This is a genomic window from Brevibacterium oceani (assembly GCF_013623835.1).
Classification (GTDB): domain Bacteria; phylum Actinomycetota; class Actinomycetes; order Actinomycetales; family Brevibacteriaceae; genus Brevibacterium; species Brevibacterium oceani.
On record NZ_JABKDE010000001.1, the window covers coordinates 520748 to 538376 of the forward strand.

A 17629-nucleotide genomic window follows, 5' to 3' on the forward strand; every position below is an offset into this window, starting at 1 on the left:
TCGACGCACAACTGCATGATCGTGAGGAAGGACTCACCCGGAGCGTCCACGCGAAGTGCGCCAATCGTCCGCACGAAGGGTGTTGCCGTCCCCGCGCGATGGGAACATACTCACCGTCCCCGCGACCTCACCGCGCCCGCGACGAGCACTCACACGAACCCTGCACAAGATGACCGACAGATGAATACGACGGGAAGTGCCCGCCAACGCGGACGACAGTTCTCCTTGCTGTAACCCTGCGGCAACCTCGGCGGCGTAATCCTGGACAGTCAGATCGGGCCACCGGCGATAAAGGGAAGCGCATGTACGAGGAACCGGCAAGGATCGCGGCGATCGTTCCCTGCCACAATGAAGAGATCACCGTCGCGAAGGTCGTCGGCGACCTCAAGGCCGCCGTCCCCGGAATCACGGTCTACGTCTATGACAACTGCTCGAGCGATCGCACCTCGCAGCGTGCCGCCGAGGCGGGCGCGATCGTGCGCAAGGAGAACCGGCCGGGCAAGGGCAACGTCGTCCGCCGCGCCTTCGCCGACATCGACGCGGACATCTACGTGATGATCGACGGCGACGACACCTACGAGGCCGCGCACCTGCCCGAGATGATCGACACGTTGATCTCGGGCCCGTACGACCACGTGCTCGGGGTGCGTCAGGACAACCAGGAGACCACGTCGTACCGACCCGGTCACGAGGCGGGGAACAGGATGTTCAACCAGCTGACCGGGGCACTCTTCGGCTCCGAGGTCTCGGACATGCTCTCGGGCTACCGGGTGTTCTCCCGACGCTTCGTCAAGTCCTTCCCTGCGATCAGCCGTCGGTTCGAGATCGAAACCGAACTGACCGTGCACACGATGTCCCTGCGCCTTCCCACCACCGAGGTGGCCGTGGACTTCCGCGACCGACCCGATGGAAGCGAGTCGAAACTCTCGACGTTCAAGGACGGGTTCCGCATCCTCGGGCTCATCTCCGCACTCGTGAGGCACGAACGACCGCGCCTGTTCTACGGCAGCCTCACTCTGCTGCTCGCGGCCCTGTCGCTGGTCTTCGGCATTCCCGTGGTCTGGGAGTTCTGGCAGACCGGACTCGTGCCGAGGTTCCCGACCGCGATCCTCGCCGCAGCACTCATGGGGCTGGCGTTCCTGCTCGGCAGCGTGGGACTGACCTTGGACGGTCTGCGGCGTGCCCGCCGTGAGACGTCCCGGCTGGTCTACCTCGGCCTGCCTGCCGTCCAGGCCGGAACCGCCATACAGCGGCAGGCTCCGGAACAGACTGCTGACCGGCTGTATGTTGGCCCGCGGCGAGCCGATGAGCAGGTGCAGGCGCGACTGGCTTCATGACGCAATCTGACTCCGACGACGCGGACGCATCGGGCAGCTCATTCGCACCAGCCGCCGCGGCCACTCCAGCCACTCCGGGCACTCCGGCCTTCGGGGCGAAGGTTCGCGAGGTGGTGTCTCAGCCATGGGTCTGGGATCTGCTTCTTGCGGCGATCACCTTCGCCTGGTCGTACATCTTCATCCGCCTGTTTGCGCCCGGGCGCATCAACGTCGACATCGGCAACCAGTGGCAGCAGGCGATCGGGAAAGCACCCGTGAGCGATTGGCATCCGCCGGTGATGAGCGCCGTGTGGAAGGTGCTCATCGATCTCACCGGTGATCCGGGCAGTCTCCTTGTCCTGCAGGTGGTGCTGTTGGCCGTGGCCGTGTGGGTGACGGGAGTGCTCATCCATCGCCGAAGCGGCCCCCGCTGGGTCTCCCTGCTCGGGCCTGCGGTGATGGCCGCTCCGTGGGTGCTGTCGCAGATGACGACCCTGTGGAAGGACTCGCAGATGGCAGTGGCCCTGCTGCTGGCAGTGGTCCTCATCGCCGTCATCCGACTGAGCCGGCGGTCGCTGACATCGTGGGCGTCGTGGGTCATCGTGCTGTGGATTCCCGCGGTGATGCTGCTCGTCTATGCGGTGGCGCTGCGGAAGAACGCCGTGTTCGCTCTCCTGCCGATCGCCGTCTACGCCGCCTTCTGCCTGCTCGAGGCCTGGCCGACGAGGTGGCGCCGGGCTGCACAGTCGCATGACCTTCCCGAGCAGCGCCCTGCCCCGAGATCCAAGCCGCGCACCATCCTCGCCGTGACGGGGCTGTCGGTGCTCTTCCTCGGCATCATCGGCGCGGGCACCGTGGCCACGGATGCGGCGATCGGGTCGCGCGTCGAGGTCGAGAACACCGGACAGATCTCGCAGATCTTCCTCGATGATGTGATGTTCTCTGTGCCCGAAGCTCAGCTGCAGGCCTCAGACGCCCCGGCCGAACTCAAGGACCACATCAGCTCCGCCCGGGACACATGTCTGGCGAAGGGCGAGATCTGGGACGCGTACTGGAACTGCTACGGCCGCGGCGTCAGCGGTCGCGCCTTCAGTCCTTTGGCTGATCAGGATGAGCTCAAGGACCTGTGGCTGAACGAAGTGATCACCCACCCGGTGCGGTACGTCGAATACCGGGCCTCGGTCTATTCGATGTACTTCTTCTCTTCGACGCTCGAGTACTGGGAGTCCGACTGGGACGCAGAGGCGAAGAAGATCGGCTATCCGACCGGCAACACGAAGGCTGACTTCATCTTCGAGCCCTTCGTCAATGACTTCGCTCTCGCAACGTTCCCGATGCTGTTCAAACCGTGGTTCTGGACGCTCATCGCCGTCTTGCTGCTGGCAGCGGTCGTGCACATGCACCGGAAGGCCTCGCGGTCCCCGGCGCACCAGCCAGCACCGAGGCGGCCCTCGCCACGCTTCGGGCCCGAGATCACGGTGCTGGCCACCTCGGCGCTGTGCTACATCGCGGGATACTTCCCGATCGTGCCGGCCGACCATTTCCGATACACCTTCTGGCCGGCCTTGGCCGTGACCGTCGCCTGCGTGCTTGCGCTCTCGACCTGGAGGCGAGGCAGCCCGGACACGGCCACACTGCCGAGCGCGGCATCCAGCGAGTCCGAAACCTAGGGTCATAGACTGTTTTCAGTTATGAAAGAGTCATTCTCGGTCCGTCTCCGGCGCCTCGCGGTGGAAGCCTTCAAGTTCCTCACCGTCGGCGGGCTCGGCTATATCGTCGACGTCGGGCTGTCGAATGTCCTCGCCTACGGGCTCGGCCCGATCCCCGCTCTGCTCGACGGCAGCCCGATCAAGTCGAAGATCATTTCCACGATCCTGTCGATGATCGTCGTGTGGCTGGGCAACAGACTCTGGACCTACGGGGACCGGACCACCCAGTCGAACCTGCGCGGCGTCGTCCTGTTCGTCATCGTCAACCTCGTCGGTATGATCATCTCGGTCGTCCCTCTCGGCGTGACCTGGTACCTGCTCGATATGCGTGACCAGCTCACCTACAACCTCTCGACGAACGTCATCGGCATCGGGCTGGCGATGATCTTCCGCTTCTACGCGTACCGGACGTGGGTGTTCAAGGACCACACCCCCGACGCCGAGGTGGTCGTGCCCTTGGAAGAGCCGAGCCGAGTCCCCGACGACCGGAGCTGAGCACAGTCGGCCAGTTCAGCCACTTGATGCTGAGCGCTCTGCGGCAATCCGCGTCGAGACAACGGTAGAGCGCCGAGACAATGGTGGAGCGCCGAGACAATGGTGGAGCGCCGAGACACCTGTGTGTGCCCCGTGGTTTCGGTGCTCCACCGTTGTCTCGGCATCAAGTGAGAGGGCAACCGCGTCAGCGGGCGTAGCGGAGCCTGCGGTAGGCGCTGATGATCGGCGCCGGTGTGACTGTGCGCAGTTCCGCTCGCACGAGCAGGCGCTTCTGCTTGAGGAATGCCGATCGACGGTTCGGCAATTGACCGGCCTTCGCCCGAGTGGCCAACAGCCCGAGGTCGCGACGAAGCTGCCCGTCGTCGGAGTGGAAGTAGTTCTCGGCCAACCACTCAGAGTCAGGAAATCTGATTCTTCCGGCGACCATGTCGGCCAGTGTTCCGGTGGCACCGGACTCGGCGAAGACCTCGTTGAGCAGCTCCCGGTCGATACCGAAGTCCGAGATGAGCAGGGTCGGCACGCCCCGGTCGATGGACTCGAGTGCCGCCGTCGATGACACGGTGACCAAGGCCGATTCCGAATCCAGGAAGTCGCTGAGAGGGCCGTAACCCAGCTCGATGCGATCGGCGCCGGAAACGCGGCGAGTCCGGAAGTCGGCGAGGATCTCGAAGTAGGAATGCTGCTCGTGATGGGTTTCGAACTCGCCTGGACGCGAACGCATCTTGATCACGGCCGTCGACTTCGGATGCCGGTCGGCGAACTCGGCGAGTGCTGCAATGATCGCTTCGCGGTCAGCACGCTCGGCGGGGACTTTCGCCTGCGGGGTGAACACGAGGGTACGCGGAACCGCGAGAGTGCTCGAGGCATCCAGAGAGCGCGGGCTGGCAGGGGGTGTGGTGTGTGAGTCACGGTCCGAAGTGGGACCCGGCGCGGGTGGGGCCGCCTCGGTGATGGTGGATGTCTGAAGCCGCGGGATGCCCTCCGAACGGAGCATCGGCAGGCGAGCCAATAGCACCTCGCACGGCACCTGAGCTGCGGTGCTGGCCTCGGTGTAGGCGGCCACCTCGGCGAAGGAATGTGCGATGAACGCATCCATCAGCCGGCGATAGTTCATCCCCTTGCCGCTGGCCGGCAGGCCCATGCCGGGCAGACCCGAGACCAGAGCGGGACGGTCGGCCCGGCTGTGTGCGGTGAGGAAGACCTGGGCGACGATCGGCCCGGTGGCGGCACCGAGGACGATGTCGGGGGAGTGGTCGGCGATGACCTGAGCGAGGTCGGAGCGCGCGATGACAGGGATCTGGCGGTGCTGCCAATCGGTGCCGGCCACGGCGCTGGCGATCTGCTCGTCGGTCGGCAGGATCGGGTTGTCGATGAGGAAGACGCGGCCCTCGACATCCGTCAGGCTGGACAGCAGCTGGGTCGCCCATTTGAGGTAGGACTCGCTGTCGGAGACCGAGAGGATGCGGATGGGGTCGAGGCCAGCCGATCGGCGCGGTGCGGTGGCCGACAGCCACGGTGCGGTGGCCGAGCGTGACGGTCCGGCGGCTGACGGCGGCATCAGAGGACCGCTGCTGTACGGGTCGGAGGGATCAGGTGTCGTCATCTGCCTTGACCGATTGGGAGTTGAGGGTCTTTCGCAGACTATCGGGCGCGGCCCCGGTCCACCACTTGGCCGGGACTTCGGTGACGTCGATTGTGACGTCCGGATTGAGCACCGCCAGTGACACCGCCGCAGTCGACGGCAGGCTGCGGATCGTCGAATCAGGCGGCAGGTTGATCAGGCGCAGCTCGATCGGCAGACCGACGTGTTTGATGCGCACCCGTTCGTCGCGGGCGAGGTCGGCGAGGAACTCGTCGGCCTCCCGGCGGTGCGGATAGTAGGTGATCGACCCGTGGGCGTCGACGATGCTGTCGACCCACGCCCGATAGTCCTTCTCCGCGATGAGTCCGTCGGCGGCGAGGGACGAGCCGATGACCGGGTTGTCCCGCGGGTGGCTGCCGCCGGTCGGCAGTGTCTGGAGGTGTTCGAAGCGGTGGCGGGTGATCTCGCCGCCGGATTTGAGGAACGCCTTGCGCAGCGGCTTGGCCACCGGCAGCGCAGTGTGCCACCGCAGTCTGCCCACCGTCGCCTGGCCGCGCAACCTGTCGGCGACATGGGCGGCCATGATCGTGCGCGAGGCCTTGAGCTTCTGCCGCGGACGCACCAGGGGGCCGCGCTTGGCGGTGAGGATCTCGATCGTCGAATACGTGGCCAGGCCGTCGTCGAGGATGACGATTTCAGGCATGCGACGCTCGAGGTACGCCAACGCCAGGGCCTTGTGCACCTGCCCTGAGCAGGCATCACCGAGGTAGATGCGGTCGAAGGCCGACTTCCGCAACACTCCCGGCTTCGCCCCGTCGCGTTCGAGACTCACGTTCTTCGGCAGCCAGGCGGGATCGAAAGCATCGAGGAACGAGGTCATGCCCTTCGCGCTCGCCCGGGCACGGATGAGCAGATCCTCATTCGGCTCGTGGGATTCGAGCGCGGAGAGGAACTGGAGCGGGGATTCGACGAAGGCGACGGCGGTGCGGTTCTTGCTCACGGGTGTCACCGGCTGTGGATCCGATTCATGATGCGCTTCTGCTTCCTCACGATAGCCTTGATGGCTAGGGTTCCTGTGCGTTTGACGACCCTTCTGGGGGCGAAGACCTTGGACAGGCTTCCCGGCAGGTCGAGAGCGGTCAGCCGCTTGCGTTTGAAATAGCGACGGTAACTCTGGGCAGCCGCGGGATTTCCGCGGCCGTCCTCGTCGAAGACCTCGGACAGGAACGCACTTGCCTGACCTCGGAGGTCGTGAGACAGGCCCGGTGCCATGCAGTATGTGACCGCGGCGAGCAGTCGTTCCAGCTGCACAGTGTCGAACGCATCGTCCTGCGCAGGGATGCTGCCGTCGCAGATCTCGGCGATGACCGTCAGCGGGATCCGATTGCTGTTCTGGTACGGGGTGATCGCATCGAGCAGCAGGTCGGCGCCGACCGAGAGCGCCGGAATCCGATAGATCTCTCGAGCCGTCATCAACGCGGTGGAGAACCCGCCGACGATGAGGTCGGGACGGAGCCGGTCGATGATCACCTCCGCCATCACGGGCAGCGTGAGGATGTGCAGCTCGACACCCAGGCGCTCAGCCGCCTCGAACAGGGGACCTGTCTGCGAGGGCGGAGCGGCCGGGTGCGGTTTGAACACCACCGACCTCAATCCGCGGGCCGCAGCGCCTTCGATCATCTCGACATGCAGCTGCGTCTCCTCTTCGCTGCTGATGAGGCCGAGCGCCGACAGGTACTGACCGACGACGAGGGCCCAAGGCAGGGTCTCGCCGGCCGAGGACGAGGTCCTCGACCCAGAGCCGCCCGACCCAGACTCACCCGACGCAGAGCCACCCGACTCACCAGCCTTCAGCACGCCGCCCAGCTCGGATTCGAGCGCTTCGGCCGAATGCTCTCCGACCTCTCTGACGATCGCGGTGAACGCCTCGAAGGTCAGGGGACGGTGAACGATGTCGAATTCGCTGAGGAGCCGCGGAGAGATTCTCGGCACCAGCGGGAGATAGTGGAGCACAGACATCCGCTGCCCATTCGTCAGCGGAATCTGGTTCCGGGTGGGTCCGAAGCTCATCAGGCCGTCGGCGTGCACACGGATCGTGGCACGTGAGAACACCCGCCCGAGAGCGATCGCGGGATTGACCTGAGGTGATTCGAGGATGAGTTCGACGTCCTCGTTCTCCAGTCCCCACAGGCGACGCAGATAGTCTTCGACGATCGGCAGATCCGCATGGTCGGGCCGCCATGACGACGGATGCACATGCAGCGGTGCCAGCGCCTGATTGAGGTCGACGACTCGGTCGAATCTGCGCACCAGGGAGTCGGCCCCTGGTGTCTCGACGAATGAGTCTGAGAGCTCCATGACGACCGCGTTGTTGCTCACGAGCAGGATCCGTTCTGATGCCGGTGGCACATCCTCGGCGGCTTCACCGACGGTTCCCATGAGGGCCGGTTCAGCAGGCCGGTCGTATTCGCCGCTGTCGATGCCGGCAGCCAGGCACACGAGCTCGAACAGCGTCGAAGCCAGGAATACCTGTTTCATTTCACCATCTCCAACACGAACGAGGAAGCATCGTTGAGGTAGCTGCTGACGTTGAGCTGACGAGCATGCTTCTGAAGCACGAACTCCTCCCTGAGCAGTTCGGCGGGGATCTTCGCCGAGATCGTCCGCGAACCCTGCCGCAGCTGAGACCGCAGCGGTGCAGGGGAGGCGCCGAACCGATTGATCTGGTGATCGAGGATGGCCAGCCAGTTCCGGATGGCCTTCGGCCAGAAATGCTCCGCCTGCGGGTCCGCGTCGACGAGGTCGAAGATCTGACCGAAGGCTCGGATGAAGTCGAGCTGCCGGGCGTCGACGATGCGTGAGAGCGAATTCGTCATTCCCCTCCGGTAGAGGATCCCGGGAGCGTCGACGACGGCGAAGGAATCGGCCTGCAGGTGCAGGCGCCAGATCCACGACCGGTCTTCGGCGGTCATGAAGTTCTCCGGGAAATGGAGGATTCCCTGCTCGAGCACCCGACGATGGAACAGTCCCGCCCACGCATACGGATAGTCGACCATCGTCGACTCGTAGACGGGCAGGATGCCCACCCGCGGGTCGAGCGGCACGTTGCGCACGGACATCGGTGCCGATTTCCGCACTCGCTTCGTCCCCTCTACCGTCGTGTGATCGCAGCGGAGGAAATCCACGCCGAGGCGGTGCGCCGCGTCGAGGAGCGCCGACAGGTGCCCCGGTGCGAGCCAATCGTCACCGTCGAGGAAGGCGATGTGCTCGCCTTCGGCGGCGGCCAGTCCCTTGTTGCGGGCATTGGCGAGGCCGGTGGCCTCGGGGTTGGTCAGCACCTCGAAATGGGGGAACCAGGTGCTGAATTCCTCGAGCAGTTCGGGGGTCTCGTCGCTCGATCCGTCGTTGACGAAGATCAGCTGGGTGCGGTCCCAGACGTCCCCCTGCTTCAGCAGCGAACGGAAGAGCGTGCCCAGGTAAGCGGCGCCGTCCTTGGCGGGGATGATGATGCTCAGGTCGAAATCGGTCACAGGCGGTCTCCGAGGATTGCGGTCATTCCGGCGTCGGCCCGGCGGTCGTTGGCGCGGGCAGAGAAGAGCCACCGCGGCGCAGGAATCCCTCGCCGAGGTGGCTTCCGACGAATGCTCAGACGGTGACCTTGCGCAGCGAATCGATCTTCGATTCCTCGCCCGGCATGATGCGCTTCTCGCCGTCGCCGAAAGCGGTCTCGAGGACGCGGACGCCCTTGACGAGAGAAGCGAATTCGCGGGGCTCCATCGAGGCCGACTGGTCCGAACCCCACATCGAGGAGTCGAGCGTGATGTGGCGTTCGATCGTCACAGCACCCAGAGCCGCGGCGGCGAAGGAGATCTCGAGGCCGAGCTCGTGACCGGAGTAGCCGACCGGCACTCCGTAGCGCTCACGCATGGCTGGAATCGCCTTGAGGTTGACCTCTTCGGGCGGCAGCGGATAGGTCGAGGTGGCATGCATGAGGACGAGCTTGTCCCGGTCGAAGACCTCGACGGCCCGATCCAGGGTCTCCCAGTCGGACATGCCCGAGGAGCACAGGACGGGCTTGCCGGTGGCGGCGATCGCGCGCAGCAGTTCGAAGTCCGTCAGCGAGGCCGAGGCCACCTTGTAGGTCAGCGCATCGAACTCGTTCTCAAGGAAGTCGACAGAGTCGGTGTCCCACGGGGAGGCGAACCACTGCAGTCCGACTTCCTTGGCGTAGCGGTCGATCTCGGTGTACTCATCGATGCCGAACTCGACGCGGTGTTTGTAGTCGATGTAGGTCATCTCGCCCCACGGGGTCGAGCGGATCTTCGACTTCTGGTGTTCGGGGACGGCGACCTCGGGGTTGCGCTTCTGGAACTTCACGGCGTTCGCGCCGGCGGTGACGGCGACATCCATGAGCTGCTTGGCGATCTCGACGTCGCCGTTGTGGTTGATGCCGATCTCACCGATCATGTACACGGGCTGATTCGGGCCGACGAGCTGATTGCCGATGGCCACGGGGGCGAGTTGATCAGTCATGAAACCTGCTTTCGGTTGGCACGCGGCGTGGCTGCGTGGGTGGTGAGCAGCGGCTGCTGCCCGGTTGACGGTTGATGGTCGGTGAAGGTGGCGGATACGGAGGTCAGCGTCGGTCCGGGGAGGTGCCCGGTCGCCTCGGCGGGGATCGGGATGAGGTCGCATACCTCACGCACGGCACCCCTGCCGCCGGGTCGGTCGAGGACCACGCGGGCCGCGGCGATGACCTTGGGGTGGGCGTCGGCGACCGCGATGGGCCAGCCGACGACGTCGAAGGCCTCGAGGTCGTTGATGTCGTTGCCGACGTAGGCCACGCGGGCCGGGTCGAGGTCGTTCGTCTCCATCCATGCGATGAGGATGTGGGCCTTGTTGTCGATGCCTTGGGCGACGTCGACGTGCAGCTTCTCCGCGCGGCGGGTGACGACCGGGCTGCGTTCCTTCGACAGGATCATCACCGGCACTCCGGCCTTGACCAGGCGGGAGACCCCCATGCCGTCGCCGCGGTGGATGCGGACCTGCTCGTTGCCGTCCTCGTCGACGTAGGCGCCGTCGTCGGTGTGGACGCCGTCGAAGTCGGTGACCAGGGCGTCGACGTCGATGACCTGCGCGGTCTCCTGTGTGGAGGCGATGGCGCGGACGAGGCTGAGGTCGGACATGTCGTCGATCTCGCGGGCGTGCTCAGGCGGGACCTCTTCGATCCCGATGCGGCCGAAGAAACGGTGCTCGTGCTCGATGAGGCCGGCGGTGCGCATGACGTAGAACGCGCCGGTCTCGTTGAAGTGCTTGGCTCGGTCCTGACGGCGGGGGCGGTAGCTGGCCTCATGGCCGACGGCCACGGCGGTGTCCTCGTCGTCGAGGCGCCACAGGAAGGAGTGGTCCTCGACTGCGGAGAACACGACGTCGGCTGCGTCGTCGCGGACGGTGCGCACCGCGTTCTCGATGGACGCGGAGTCGATGAAGGGGGAGGTGCACTGCATGAACACCGTGATGTCGACGTCCTCATCGAGGGTCGACAGGGTGTGGATGAGCGCGGATTCGCTGGTTGCGGTGTCCCCGGCGATGGCCGCGGGGCGGCGGGACACCTCGGCGCCGGCGCGCTGGGCCTCGGCGGCGATGCCCTCATGGTCGGTCGAGACGATGACGCGGTCGATGCTCGGGCTCGCCTGCGCGGCGTGGACGGCGCGGGCCAGGAGCGAGACTCCCGCGACCTTCTGGAGGTTCTTCAGCGGGATCCCCTTGGAGCCGCCGCGGGCGGGGATGATGGCGACGGTCCGGTGCAGGTTGGCCGGCGTCGCGGGGGCCGCGGTGGTGCCTGCTCCCGGCGTCGGCTCGGGGGCATTCTGTTGAGGGGTCGTCGAAAGGTCATTCACAATGATTCGACGCTAACGAGGCGGTGTTACCTCAAGGTGAATACGCCATGTCGCCGAGGCGACCCTTCGATGGCGAAGCCGTGACGAAGGTGCTGGTGGGGTGGTGCGAGGCAGCGAGCTGCACGCAGGTCAGCGCCAGGTGATGTTCCACATCCGGTTGTTCCAGGCGGAGAAAGGGATGACCTCGCCGGTGTAGATCGGCCAGAAGTAGGCGAACGCGAGGACAGCAGCTGCAAGGACGGCACCGACGACCATCCGGCGGGACAGCAGCGCGATCGGGACGCGAGCGAAGAGCCGTCTGGTCGCGGATCCGGTCCTGACCTCGGTGTCGGACCTGAAGCCAGTACCGGCCGCACCTGTCGGCGCTCGACCCCACAGCAGGGTGAGGCAGTAGGTCACGGCGAGCACGACGAAGGGCACCATGACGATCGTGTAGAACGTGAAGATCGTCCGCTCCTGGTAGGCGAACCACGGCAACCAGGTCGCGGCGAGGCCGGCGAGGATGACGGCGGGGCGGACGTCTCGGCGGATGATCCACACCACGAGGCAGATGAGCACGGCGAACGGTGCAAGTCCCCAGATCACCGGGTTGCCCACCGAGGTGATCGCCGAGGAGCACTTGTCGACCATGCATCCCATCGAACCGTGATCGTAGGACTCGTAGTAGAACGACGTCGGCCGCCACTGCACGATCCAGCCCCACGGATTCGACATGTACGGATGTTCGGAATCGAGGCCGACGTGGAACGAATACGCCGTGTAGTGATAGTGCGCCAGGGACGGCAGCCACTGCAGCCAGTCCGGCAGCGACTGCCACCAGCCGAAGTTCTCGGCAGCCCAGTGCCGATCCCACGCATTGTCGGAGCGGATCCACCCGGTCCAGCACACCAGATAGGTGATGAACGCGACCGGGACCAATTTGAGGAACGACGGGACGGCATCGCGAAGAAGCATGCCCAGCCACGGATGCACGACCCCGGCCTTGTGCCGCGAATGCACGTCCCACGCGACCAGGAGGATCCCGAACACGGCGGCCGCATAGAGACCCGACCACTTCACACCCATGGCCAGGCCGATGCTGATTCCCGCGGCGATCACCCAGGGACGCACGCCGAGGCGGGGCCCGAAATTCACGGTGTCCCCGGACGTGGCCCGACGCCTCCGCCGGGTGCGGGTCTCGGGGTGGGCCGCCTCGGCGAGGGTGGAATCGGGTCGATGGGAATCAGCGGGTGCGGAGTCGGTGTGCTGGCCATCGGTCTGCGGGGCAGCCGCGGTCGCATTCGTCCAGCGGGCGAGTTGCTTGGTCACCTGTTCGCGATCGAGCACGATGAAGAAGAAGGCGAGGAGCACGAAAGCCATGAGGACGATGTCGAGCAGGCTCGTGCGGGAGTGGACGAAGTGCTCGCCGTCGACGGCGAGGAGGCCGGCGGCGACGCAGGCGAAGAACGCCGAGCGGAAGAGCTTCCAGGCGATGACGCCGAAGAGGAAGATCGTCAGGGTGCCGATGATCGCCACCGAGAAGCGCCAGCCGAAGGAGTCGTCGACGCCGAAGAGGTGGATGCCGATGCCGATGAGCCATTTGCCCAGCGGCGGGTGGACGACGTATTCGGGGGTGGGCTCGATGACGCTGGGGTCGCCGGCGTTGAAGGAGTCGTCGGCGTTCTCGGGCCAGGAGCGCTCGTAGCCGAAGTTGAAGACCGAGTACCCATCCTTGACGTAGTACGTCTCGTCGAAGATCAGGCGGTGGGGGAAGTCGAGTCGGAACAGGCGCAGGGCCGCGCCGATGCCGGTGATGATGAGCAGGGCCGGCCACATCCACAGCGGTGCGCGGGTTGCCCACATGCCGGCGTGGAAGGTCCGCCGCCGCATGGCCGCGGCTCCGGCGCGCACCTTCTCGCGTCGCCTCGCCAGGCGTTCGCGGGCGATGCGCCGGGTGGGGGCCGGGGAGTCTGCGGTATGTGTCATCGTCATCCAGTTTAGAGAGCGGGCACGGTCGGACTCTCATGCGACCCGCAGGGAGTAGTCGGGTGGAAAGTGCGCGGGGATGCAGCGTCGGCGCGGAATGCTCGGGGAAGTCGGAGTCGGCGGGAGCATGGAAGATGAGGTTCGGCACGGACAGCGGGATCGGCGAGCATTCGTCGGCGCGGACCACTAGGGTAGTGGAAGACAGCCAGAGTCCGAGCCAGAACGGTGAAGCACGTGTCTAACAACCCCGATTACCGACCGAACCCGCCTCAGGTCGGCTCACAGCAATTCAACAACTACGGGTCCCAGCCGCAGAACGGTTCGGGACAGTACTCGCAGGGCCAGGCTTATGGGCAGAGCCAGCCGTACTCGCAAGATCAGCAGTATGGCCAGAGTCAGTCGTACGGTCAGAGTCAGCCGTATGGGCAGGGCGGCTACAGTCAGTCCGACCCGTATAGCCAGCAGAACGGCTACGGTCAGGGAGGCTACAGCCAGCCCGGTGGCTACAGCCAGTCCGACCCGTACAGCCAGCAGAGCGCCTACAGCCAACCAGGTGCCTTTGGTTCGTACAGTCAGCCGGGTGCTTACAGCCAACAGGGTGCCTACAGCCAGCCGATGACTTATGGTGCGCAGCCGATGATCGTCCGGCCCGTGGCGAACAAGATGGCCGTGTGGTCGATGTGGATGGGCATCGGCGGCATCGGCGGAGGGTTCGTCTGCGGCGTGCTCTCGCTGATTCCGTTCATCGGATACCTGTTCAGCTTCATCGCGATGTTCCTGTGGATCGCACCCGTGCTCGCCATCATCTTCGGACACATCGGCCTGAGCCAGATCAAGCGCACCGGTGAAGAAGGGCGCGGTCAGGGGCTGGCCGGACTGATCATCGGCTATGTCAGCATCGGTCTCGGACTCCTGAGCATGCTCATTGTGATCGGTATCTTCGGGATCGGCTTCCTGGCCATGATGGGCGGCTCCTGAACCGTCGGGACTGGCTCTCCGAATGAGCGGCCTCAACTGACTCACCACTCTCCACGCACGGCAACCCTGTGCGTCGGGACAGTTCGCGACAATCGATGAGCCGCCTCGGCGAGGTCGGATTCCGGCCCTGCAATCCCTGGTGCAGGACTGCAACACGATTCGGAGTCCGGGTGCGTCGGACCTCGATAGCGTAGGTGTCAGACAAGGGGAACCGTGGAATCCGGGCCCCACGACCGGCCAGAGCCATCGGAGAGCAACTGACATGTACACGCGCCAACTGCCCATCGGCAGCACCTACACCGGGTCGAACCGATCGTCGGCGATGAACGGTTCGGTGTCGGCCGCCTCGGCGCCGCGAGCTGTGCCGGCTGAAGCTGCGGTGGTTCCGGCCTCGGTGCACACACCTGTCACCTACGGCAATGCGGCTCCGGTCGTCATCTACCAGCAGGTCGCGCCGACGAACTCCGCGGCGATCGTGTCGCTGGTGCTCACGCTCATCTCGTTCACCTCATCGATCTTCCTCTTCGGCATCGTCGGGATCATCTTCGGTCACGTCGCCCGTTCACAGATCAAGAAGCGCGGTGAACGTGGCAATGGAATGGCAGTGGCCGGACTGTGGCTGGGCTACCTCAGCGTTCTCTTCTGGATCGGCTTCTGGCTCGTCTACTTCGGCATCATCGCCCTGGTCATCGGCGTCGGCATCGCCGCAGGAGGTGGCACTGTCAGCTGACGATTCGCGGGGTCGGGGACCGGGCCGCCGTGCTGTCCTGACGAGCCTTGATCGCTCCGCAACTGTGACAGACCTGTAACCGCCCCACCTTTTGCCGGAATCAACGACTCTGTACCGTTGAAGGCAGACACAAGGAGACTTCACCATGAGCAGCCAGAACAACTGGAACAATCCGGACATGTACTACCAGCAGCCGCAGTCGAATGCAGGCAGCGGCTACGGGGCACAGTCCTACGGCTCGAATGGGGCATACGCTGCCAACACGCAGTATGCCGGCGGCCCGGGCTACGTCTACCAGCCGCTGCCGCCGACGAACACGCTCTCCGTCGTCGCGCTCGTCTGCTCCATCGCCGGATTCATGATGTTTCCGATCATCGGCGGCATCGCTGGGGTGATCATGGGCCACATCTCCAAGAAGCAGATCAGCGTCAGCGGTGAACGTGGCGAAGGCATGGCGGTCGGCGCACTGTGGGTCGGGTATGTCGGCACCGCTCTGTGGGTCCTCGGCTTCCTGGCCATCATGTTCCTCTATCTCGGCATGTTCGCCCTCATCCTCGGCACGGCCGGAGCCTCGTGACGCAGCCGAGTGATTCAGAGTCGCCCGGCACCGACCCCACCGGCGGACGACTCATCCTGGTCGGGACTCCGATCGGCAACCTCGGCGATGCGAGCCCGCGGATGCGGCAGGCCATCGAAACCGCCGATGTCATCGCCGCCGAGGACACGCGGCGGTTCCTCTCCCTGGCGCAACGGCTCAACCTCACCCACACGAACCGCGTCGTCAGCGTCTTCGACCACAACGAAGGGCATCGCGCGCCCGAGCTCGTCGACCTCATCGCCGCAGGTGAGACCGTGGTTCTGCTCTCCGATGCTGGAATGCCCGCCGTCTCCGACCCCGGCTATCGCGTGGTCAGGGCCTGCGCCGAGGCGGGGCTGGCCATCACGTCAACCCCGGGCCCGTCCGCGGTGCTCATGGCCTTGGCGGTCTCGGGACTGCCGAGCGATCGCTTCAGCTTCGAAGGGTTCCTGCCCCGGAAGTCTGGGCAGCGTAGGACTCTGCTTGAGGAACTCAAGGCCGAGAAGCGGACAATGGTCTTCTTCGAAAGCCCCCACCGCATCGTCGATGCGATGGACGACTTCGCCGAGGTGATCGGCGACGACCGGCCCATGAGCATCAGCCGCGAACTCACGAAGACCTACGAGGAGACCCTGCGTGGGACGGTTGGATCCCTGCGGGAACTCGCCGCAGACGGCTTGCGTGGGGAACTGACCCTGGTGCTCGCCGGCGCCACCGAGGTCGAAACGGCTCCGGAGGACCACCTCGGCGAGGTCAGCGAACTGGTCGATGCCGGGGTGCGCGCGAAGGAAGCCGCCGGACAGGTGGCGAAGAAGTTCGGACTGTCGAAACGCGACGTCTACGAGGCCTGGCTCCACCGCGAGTGAGGGCCGTGCTGGTGTTTTGCCATCCCCGGGGCCACGTACCTCATTTCTTGCCGCCTAATCGCGGACTCGACTTCGGCGTGCTCAGGTGTGGACAGCAATCGGCGCAACTCAGGCTGAGCAGCCCAGTTCGGAACTTGGGCTACTCAGCCTCAGGTGAGTCGGAAAAGTGACCGGCCCATACTCTGGGGCCACTTGCTGCGATCACTTGCGCTGTGACCACTGTGGACAGGGCCACCACTTGCACACCTATCGCTGGGGACCGAATCGGCGAATCCACAGGCGATTCTTCTGCCCTTGTCGCGCCGGGGCACGGCAGTGACGATGCCGACATGAAGAGCAATGTTGTGTACTTCCAGGATCTGCGAATTGCAGGGGCGACCAACTCGGACATCAGCAATGCGTTGAAATGCTGCCTGATGAAACTGTCGCGCGGCGTCTATTCGGTCATCCGCAGATGTGAGACTCGCGCCCACCGTCGGTTCCAGGATTTCGCCGATGACATCGCCTGGTTGAACTATCACGAGACAGGGCGCCACCAAGATCGTGAGCAGGCACGGTCGTACCAGAACCACCTCAAGATCTTACGGATACGTCACTACCCGCACTACCGGCCCGGCGACATCGTGTGCGGCATATCAGCTGCTCGACTGCATAAGTTAGGGATGTTCAACGAGCCGGAACAAGCGGTGTCGGTGTTCCATCCGGTCTCGAGTACGTCCTCTGCCGAACTCATCAGGCGGCGCAGGCCGATCTCGGACGACGATGTCTGCCTGGTCGATGGGCTTCGAGTGACCTCGGCGGCACGAACCGCATTGGACTTGAGGGCAGAGCTCGGCGCGGGAGCCTGCTTCGCCGCAATGGAACAGACACTTCGTCGGCACATGTTCGGCGACGACGAAGACGAAATCTTCAGAATCGGGTATGCGCCGTTTCTCATGGATGACGTGCCAGAAGCCGTCGAGGAAGTGTTCAGCTCACCGATTTCACGATTGTCCAGGGGGCGGAAAATCGCCTCGGCTCTCGCGACGTACGTATCGCCGCTGTCGGAAAGCTATGCGGAGAGCCGTGCTTCTCTCAGCCTGCATCTGCTGGGACTGCACGAGTTCAGCCAGCAAGTCGAGATCCGCGATGGCGGTCGGCTGCTGACACGACTCGATTTCCTATTCCGGGAGGACAGAGTCGCGATCTATGTGGACGGGACGCAGAAATACGTCGACGGCGGATTCGACGTGATGAACAAGGAGAGCCGTCAGCACAACCGGCTGTTGGCGATGGGATACAAGGTCGTGCGATTCAAGTTCAATGAGGTACTCGAGGCGAAGAAGTTCGGCCAGAAGCTCTTCCAACAAGTGCCTGAGCTGAAGAGCCGGTGTCGCGAGCGGCTGATTCTGTGACTCCGCTTGTCGCGCTCGCTTGGTTCAGGACGCGATCGCCTGGTTCAGCACAACTTAGGCTGGGCAGCCCAGTTCCGAACCTGGGCTACTCAGCGCACACTGTGCCGGAAGCCTCGG

Annotated in this window: 15 protein-coding genes; 8 read left to right on the forward strand and 7 right to left on the reverse strand. The window is 64.9% G+C overall.

What is annotated here, in order from left to right; all coding sequences use genetic code 11:
* Positions 1 to 302 precede the first annotated feature (302 nt).
* Genes HK401_RS02485 through HK401_RS02495 form a run of 3 tightly spaced genes read left to right on the forward strand, consistent with a single transcriptional unit; the run spans position 303 to position 3520 of the window.
* Positions 303 to 1337 carry a glycosyltransferase gene (locus tag HK401_RS02485; RefSeq protein WP_181273056.1) on the forward strand — a complete coding sequence of 345 codons (1035 nt, stop codon included), beginning with the start codon at positions 303 to 305 and terminating at the stop codon, positions 1335 to 1337.
* Entirely contained in the window at positions 1334 to 2986 is a 1653-nt protein-coding gene (locus HK401_RS02490) for a hypothetical protein (RefSeq protein WP_181273057.1), read from the forward strand. Before HK401_RS02485 ends, HK401_RS02490 begins: the two co-directional genes overlap by 4 nt.
* A 21-nt stretch (positions 2987 to 3007) precedes the next feature.
* Positions 3008 to 3520, forward strand: a complete 513-nt coding sequence (locus HK401_RS02495) for a GtrA family protein (RefSeq protein WP_181273058.1) — start codon at positions 3008 to 3010, stop codon at positions 3518 to 3520.
* 184 nt (positions 3521 to 3704) lie between these two features.
* Here HK401_RS02495 and HK401_RS02500 read toward each other — a convergent pair whose 3' ends face one another.
* The 7 genes from HK401_RS02500 to HK401_RS02530 form a co-directional block, all read right to left on the reverse strand.
* Entirely contained in the window at positions 3705 to 5123 is a 1419-nt protein-coding gene (locus HK401_RS02500; RefSeq protein ID WP_258233920.1) for a DUF6716 putative glycosyltransferase, read from the reverse strand.
* Positions 5110 to 6102 (reverse strand): hypothetical protein, encoded by a 993-nt coding sequence (locus tag HK401_RS02505; RefSeq protein ID WP_181273059.1) that lies wholly within the window; start codon positions 6100 to 6102, stop codon positions 5110 to 5112. The genes HK401_RS02500 and HK401_RS02505 overlap by 14 nt, the downstream gene beginning before the upstream one ends.
* 5 nt (positions 6103 to 6107) lie before the next feature.
* On the reverse strand, positions 6108 to 7640 hold the full coding sequence (locus tag HK401_RS02510; protein ID WP_181273060.1) for a polysialyltransferase family glycosyltransferase: 1533 nt from the start codon (positions 7638 to 7640) through the stop codon (positions 6108 to 6110).
* The gene (locus HK401_RS02515; protein WP_181273061.1) at positions 7637 to 8632 is read right to left on the reverse strand and encodes a glycosyltransferase family 2 protein; all 996 of its coding nucleotides are present in this window, start codon (positions 8630 to 8632) and stop codon (positions 7637 to 7639) included. Before HK401_RS02515 ends, HK401_RS02510 begins: the two co-directional genes overlap by 4 nt.
* Before the next feature lie 115 nt (positions 8633 to 8747).
* A complete protein-coding gene (locus tag HK401_RS02520; protein ID WP_181273062.1) occupies positions 8748 to 9635 on the reverse strand; it encodes an N-acetylneuraminate synthase family protein in 888 nt (295 codons plus the stop codon).
* Complete coding sequence (locus tag HK401_RS02525; protein WP_373563634.1) at positions 9632 to 11002, reverse strand: cytidylyltransferase domain-containing protein; 1371 nt, start codon at positions 11000 to 11002, stop codon at positions 9632 to 9634. The genes HK401_RS02520 and HK401_RS02525 overlap by 4 nt, the downstream gene beginning before the upstream one ends.
* A 129-nt stretch (positions 11003 to 11131) precedes the next feature.
* On the reverse strand, positions 11132 to 12967 hold the full coding sequence (locus tag HK401_RS02530; RefSeq protein ID WP_181273063.1) for a dolichyl-phosphate-mannose--protein mannosyltransferase: 1836 nt from the start codon (positions 12965 to 12967) through the stop codon (positions 11132 to 11134).
* A gap of 234 nt (positions 12968 to 13201) precedes the next feature.
* On the opposite strand from HK401_RS02530, the gene HK401_RS20960 reads away from it, so the two are divergent.
* From HK401_RS20960 to HK401_RS02555, 5 genes are all read left to right on the forward strand, one after another.
* The gene (locus tag HK401_RS20960; RefSeq protein WP_309135892.1) at positions 13202 to 13945 is read left to right on the forward strand and encodes a DUF4190 domain-containing protein; all 744 of its coding nucleotides are present in this window, start codon (positions 13202 to 13204) and stop codon (positions 13943 to 13945) included.
* Between the two features lie 262 nt (positions 13946 to 14207).
* On the forward strand, positions 14208 to 14675 hold the full coding sequence (locus HK401_RS02540; RefSeq protein ID WP_181273065.1) for a DUF4190 domain-containing protein: 468 nt from the start codon (positions 14208 to 14210) through the stop codon (positions 14673 to 14675).
* A gap of 145 nt (positions 14676 to 14820) precedes the next feature.
* Positions 14821 to 15252 (forward strand): DUF4190 domain-containing protein, encoded by a 432-nt coding sequence (locus tag HK401_RS02545; protein WP_181273066.1) that lies wholly within the window; start codon positions 14821 to 14823, stop codon positions 15250 to 15252.
* A complete protein-coding gene (rsmI, locus tag HK401_RS02550; protein ID WP_309135893.1) occupies positions 15249 to 16118 on the forward strand; it encodes a 16S rRNA (cytidine(1402)-2'-O)-methyltransferase in 870 nt (289 codons plus the stop codon). Before HK401_RS02545 ends, rsmI begins: the two co-directional genes overlap by 4 nt.
* Positions 16119 to 16330: 212 nt before the next feature.
* Positions 16331 to 17512: a putative endonuclease domain-containing protein gene (locus HK401_RS02555; RefSeq protein ID WP_181273068.1), complete on the forward strand. Its 1182-nt coding sequence runs from the start codon at positions 16331 to 16333 to the stop codon at positions 17510 to 17512.
* Positions 17513 to 17629 lie beyond the last annotated feature (117 nt).

What these genes read in the sequence shown, in the direction of transcription:
- HK401_RS02495 (WP_181273058.1), top strand. Translation starts at nt 3,008, where the DNA reads ATGAAAGAGTCATTCTCGGTCCGTCTCCGGCGCCTCGCGGTGGAAGCC.
- HK401_RS02540 (WP_181273065.1), top strand. Translation starts at nt 14,208, where the DNA reads ATGTACACGCGCCAACTGCCCATCGGCAGCACCTACACCGGGTCGAAC.
- HK401_RS02510 (WP_181273060.1), bottom strand. Translation starts at nt 7,640, where the DNA reads ATGAAACAGGTATTCCTGGCTTCGACGCTGTTCGAGCTCGTGTGCCTG.
- HK401_RS02530 (WP_181273063.1), bottom strand. Translation starts at nt 12,967, where the DNA reads ATGACACATACCGCAGACTCCCCGGCCCCCACCCGGCGCATCGCCCGC.
- HK401_RS02545 (WP_181273066.1), top strand. Translation starts at nt 14,821, where the DNA reads ATGAGCAGCCAGAACAACTGGAACAATCCGGACATGTACTACCAGCAG.
- HK401_RS02485 (WP_181273056.1), top strand. Translation starts at nt 303, where the DNA reads ATGTACGAGGAACCGGCAAGGATCGCGGCGATCGTTCCCTGCCACAAT.
- HK401_RS02520 (WP_181273062.1), bottom strand. Translation starts at nt 9,635, where the DNA reads ATGACTGATCAACTCGCCCCCGTGGCCATCGGCAATCAGCTCGTCGGC.
- HK401_RS02490 (WP_181273057.1), top strand. Translation starts at nt 1,334, where the DNA reads ATGACGCAATCTGACTCCGACGACGCGGACGCATCGGGCAGCTCATTC.
- HK401_RS02500 (WP_258233920.1), bottom strand. Translation starts at nt 5,123, where the DNA reads ATGACGACACCTGATCCCTCCGACCCGTACAGCAGCGGTCCTCTGATG.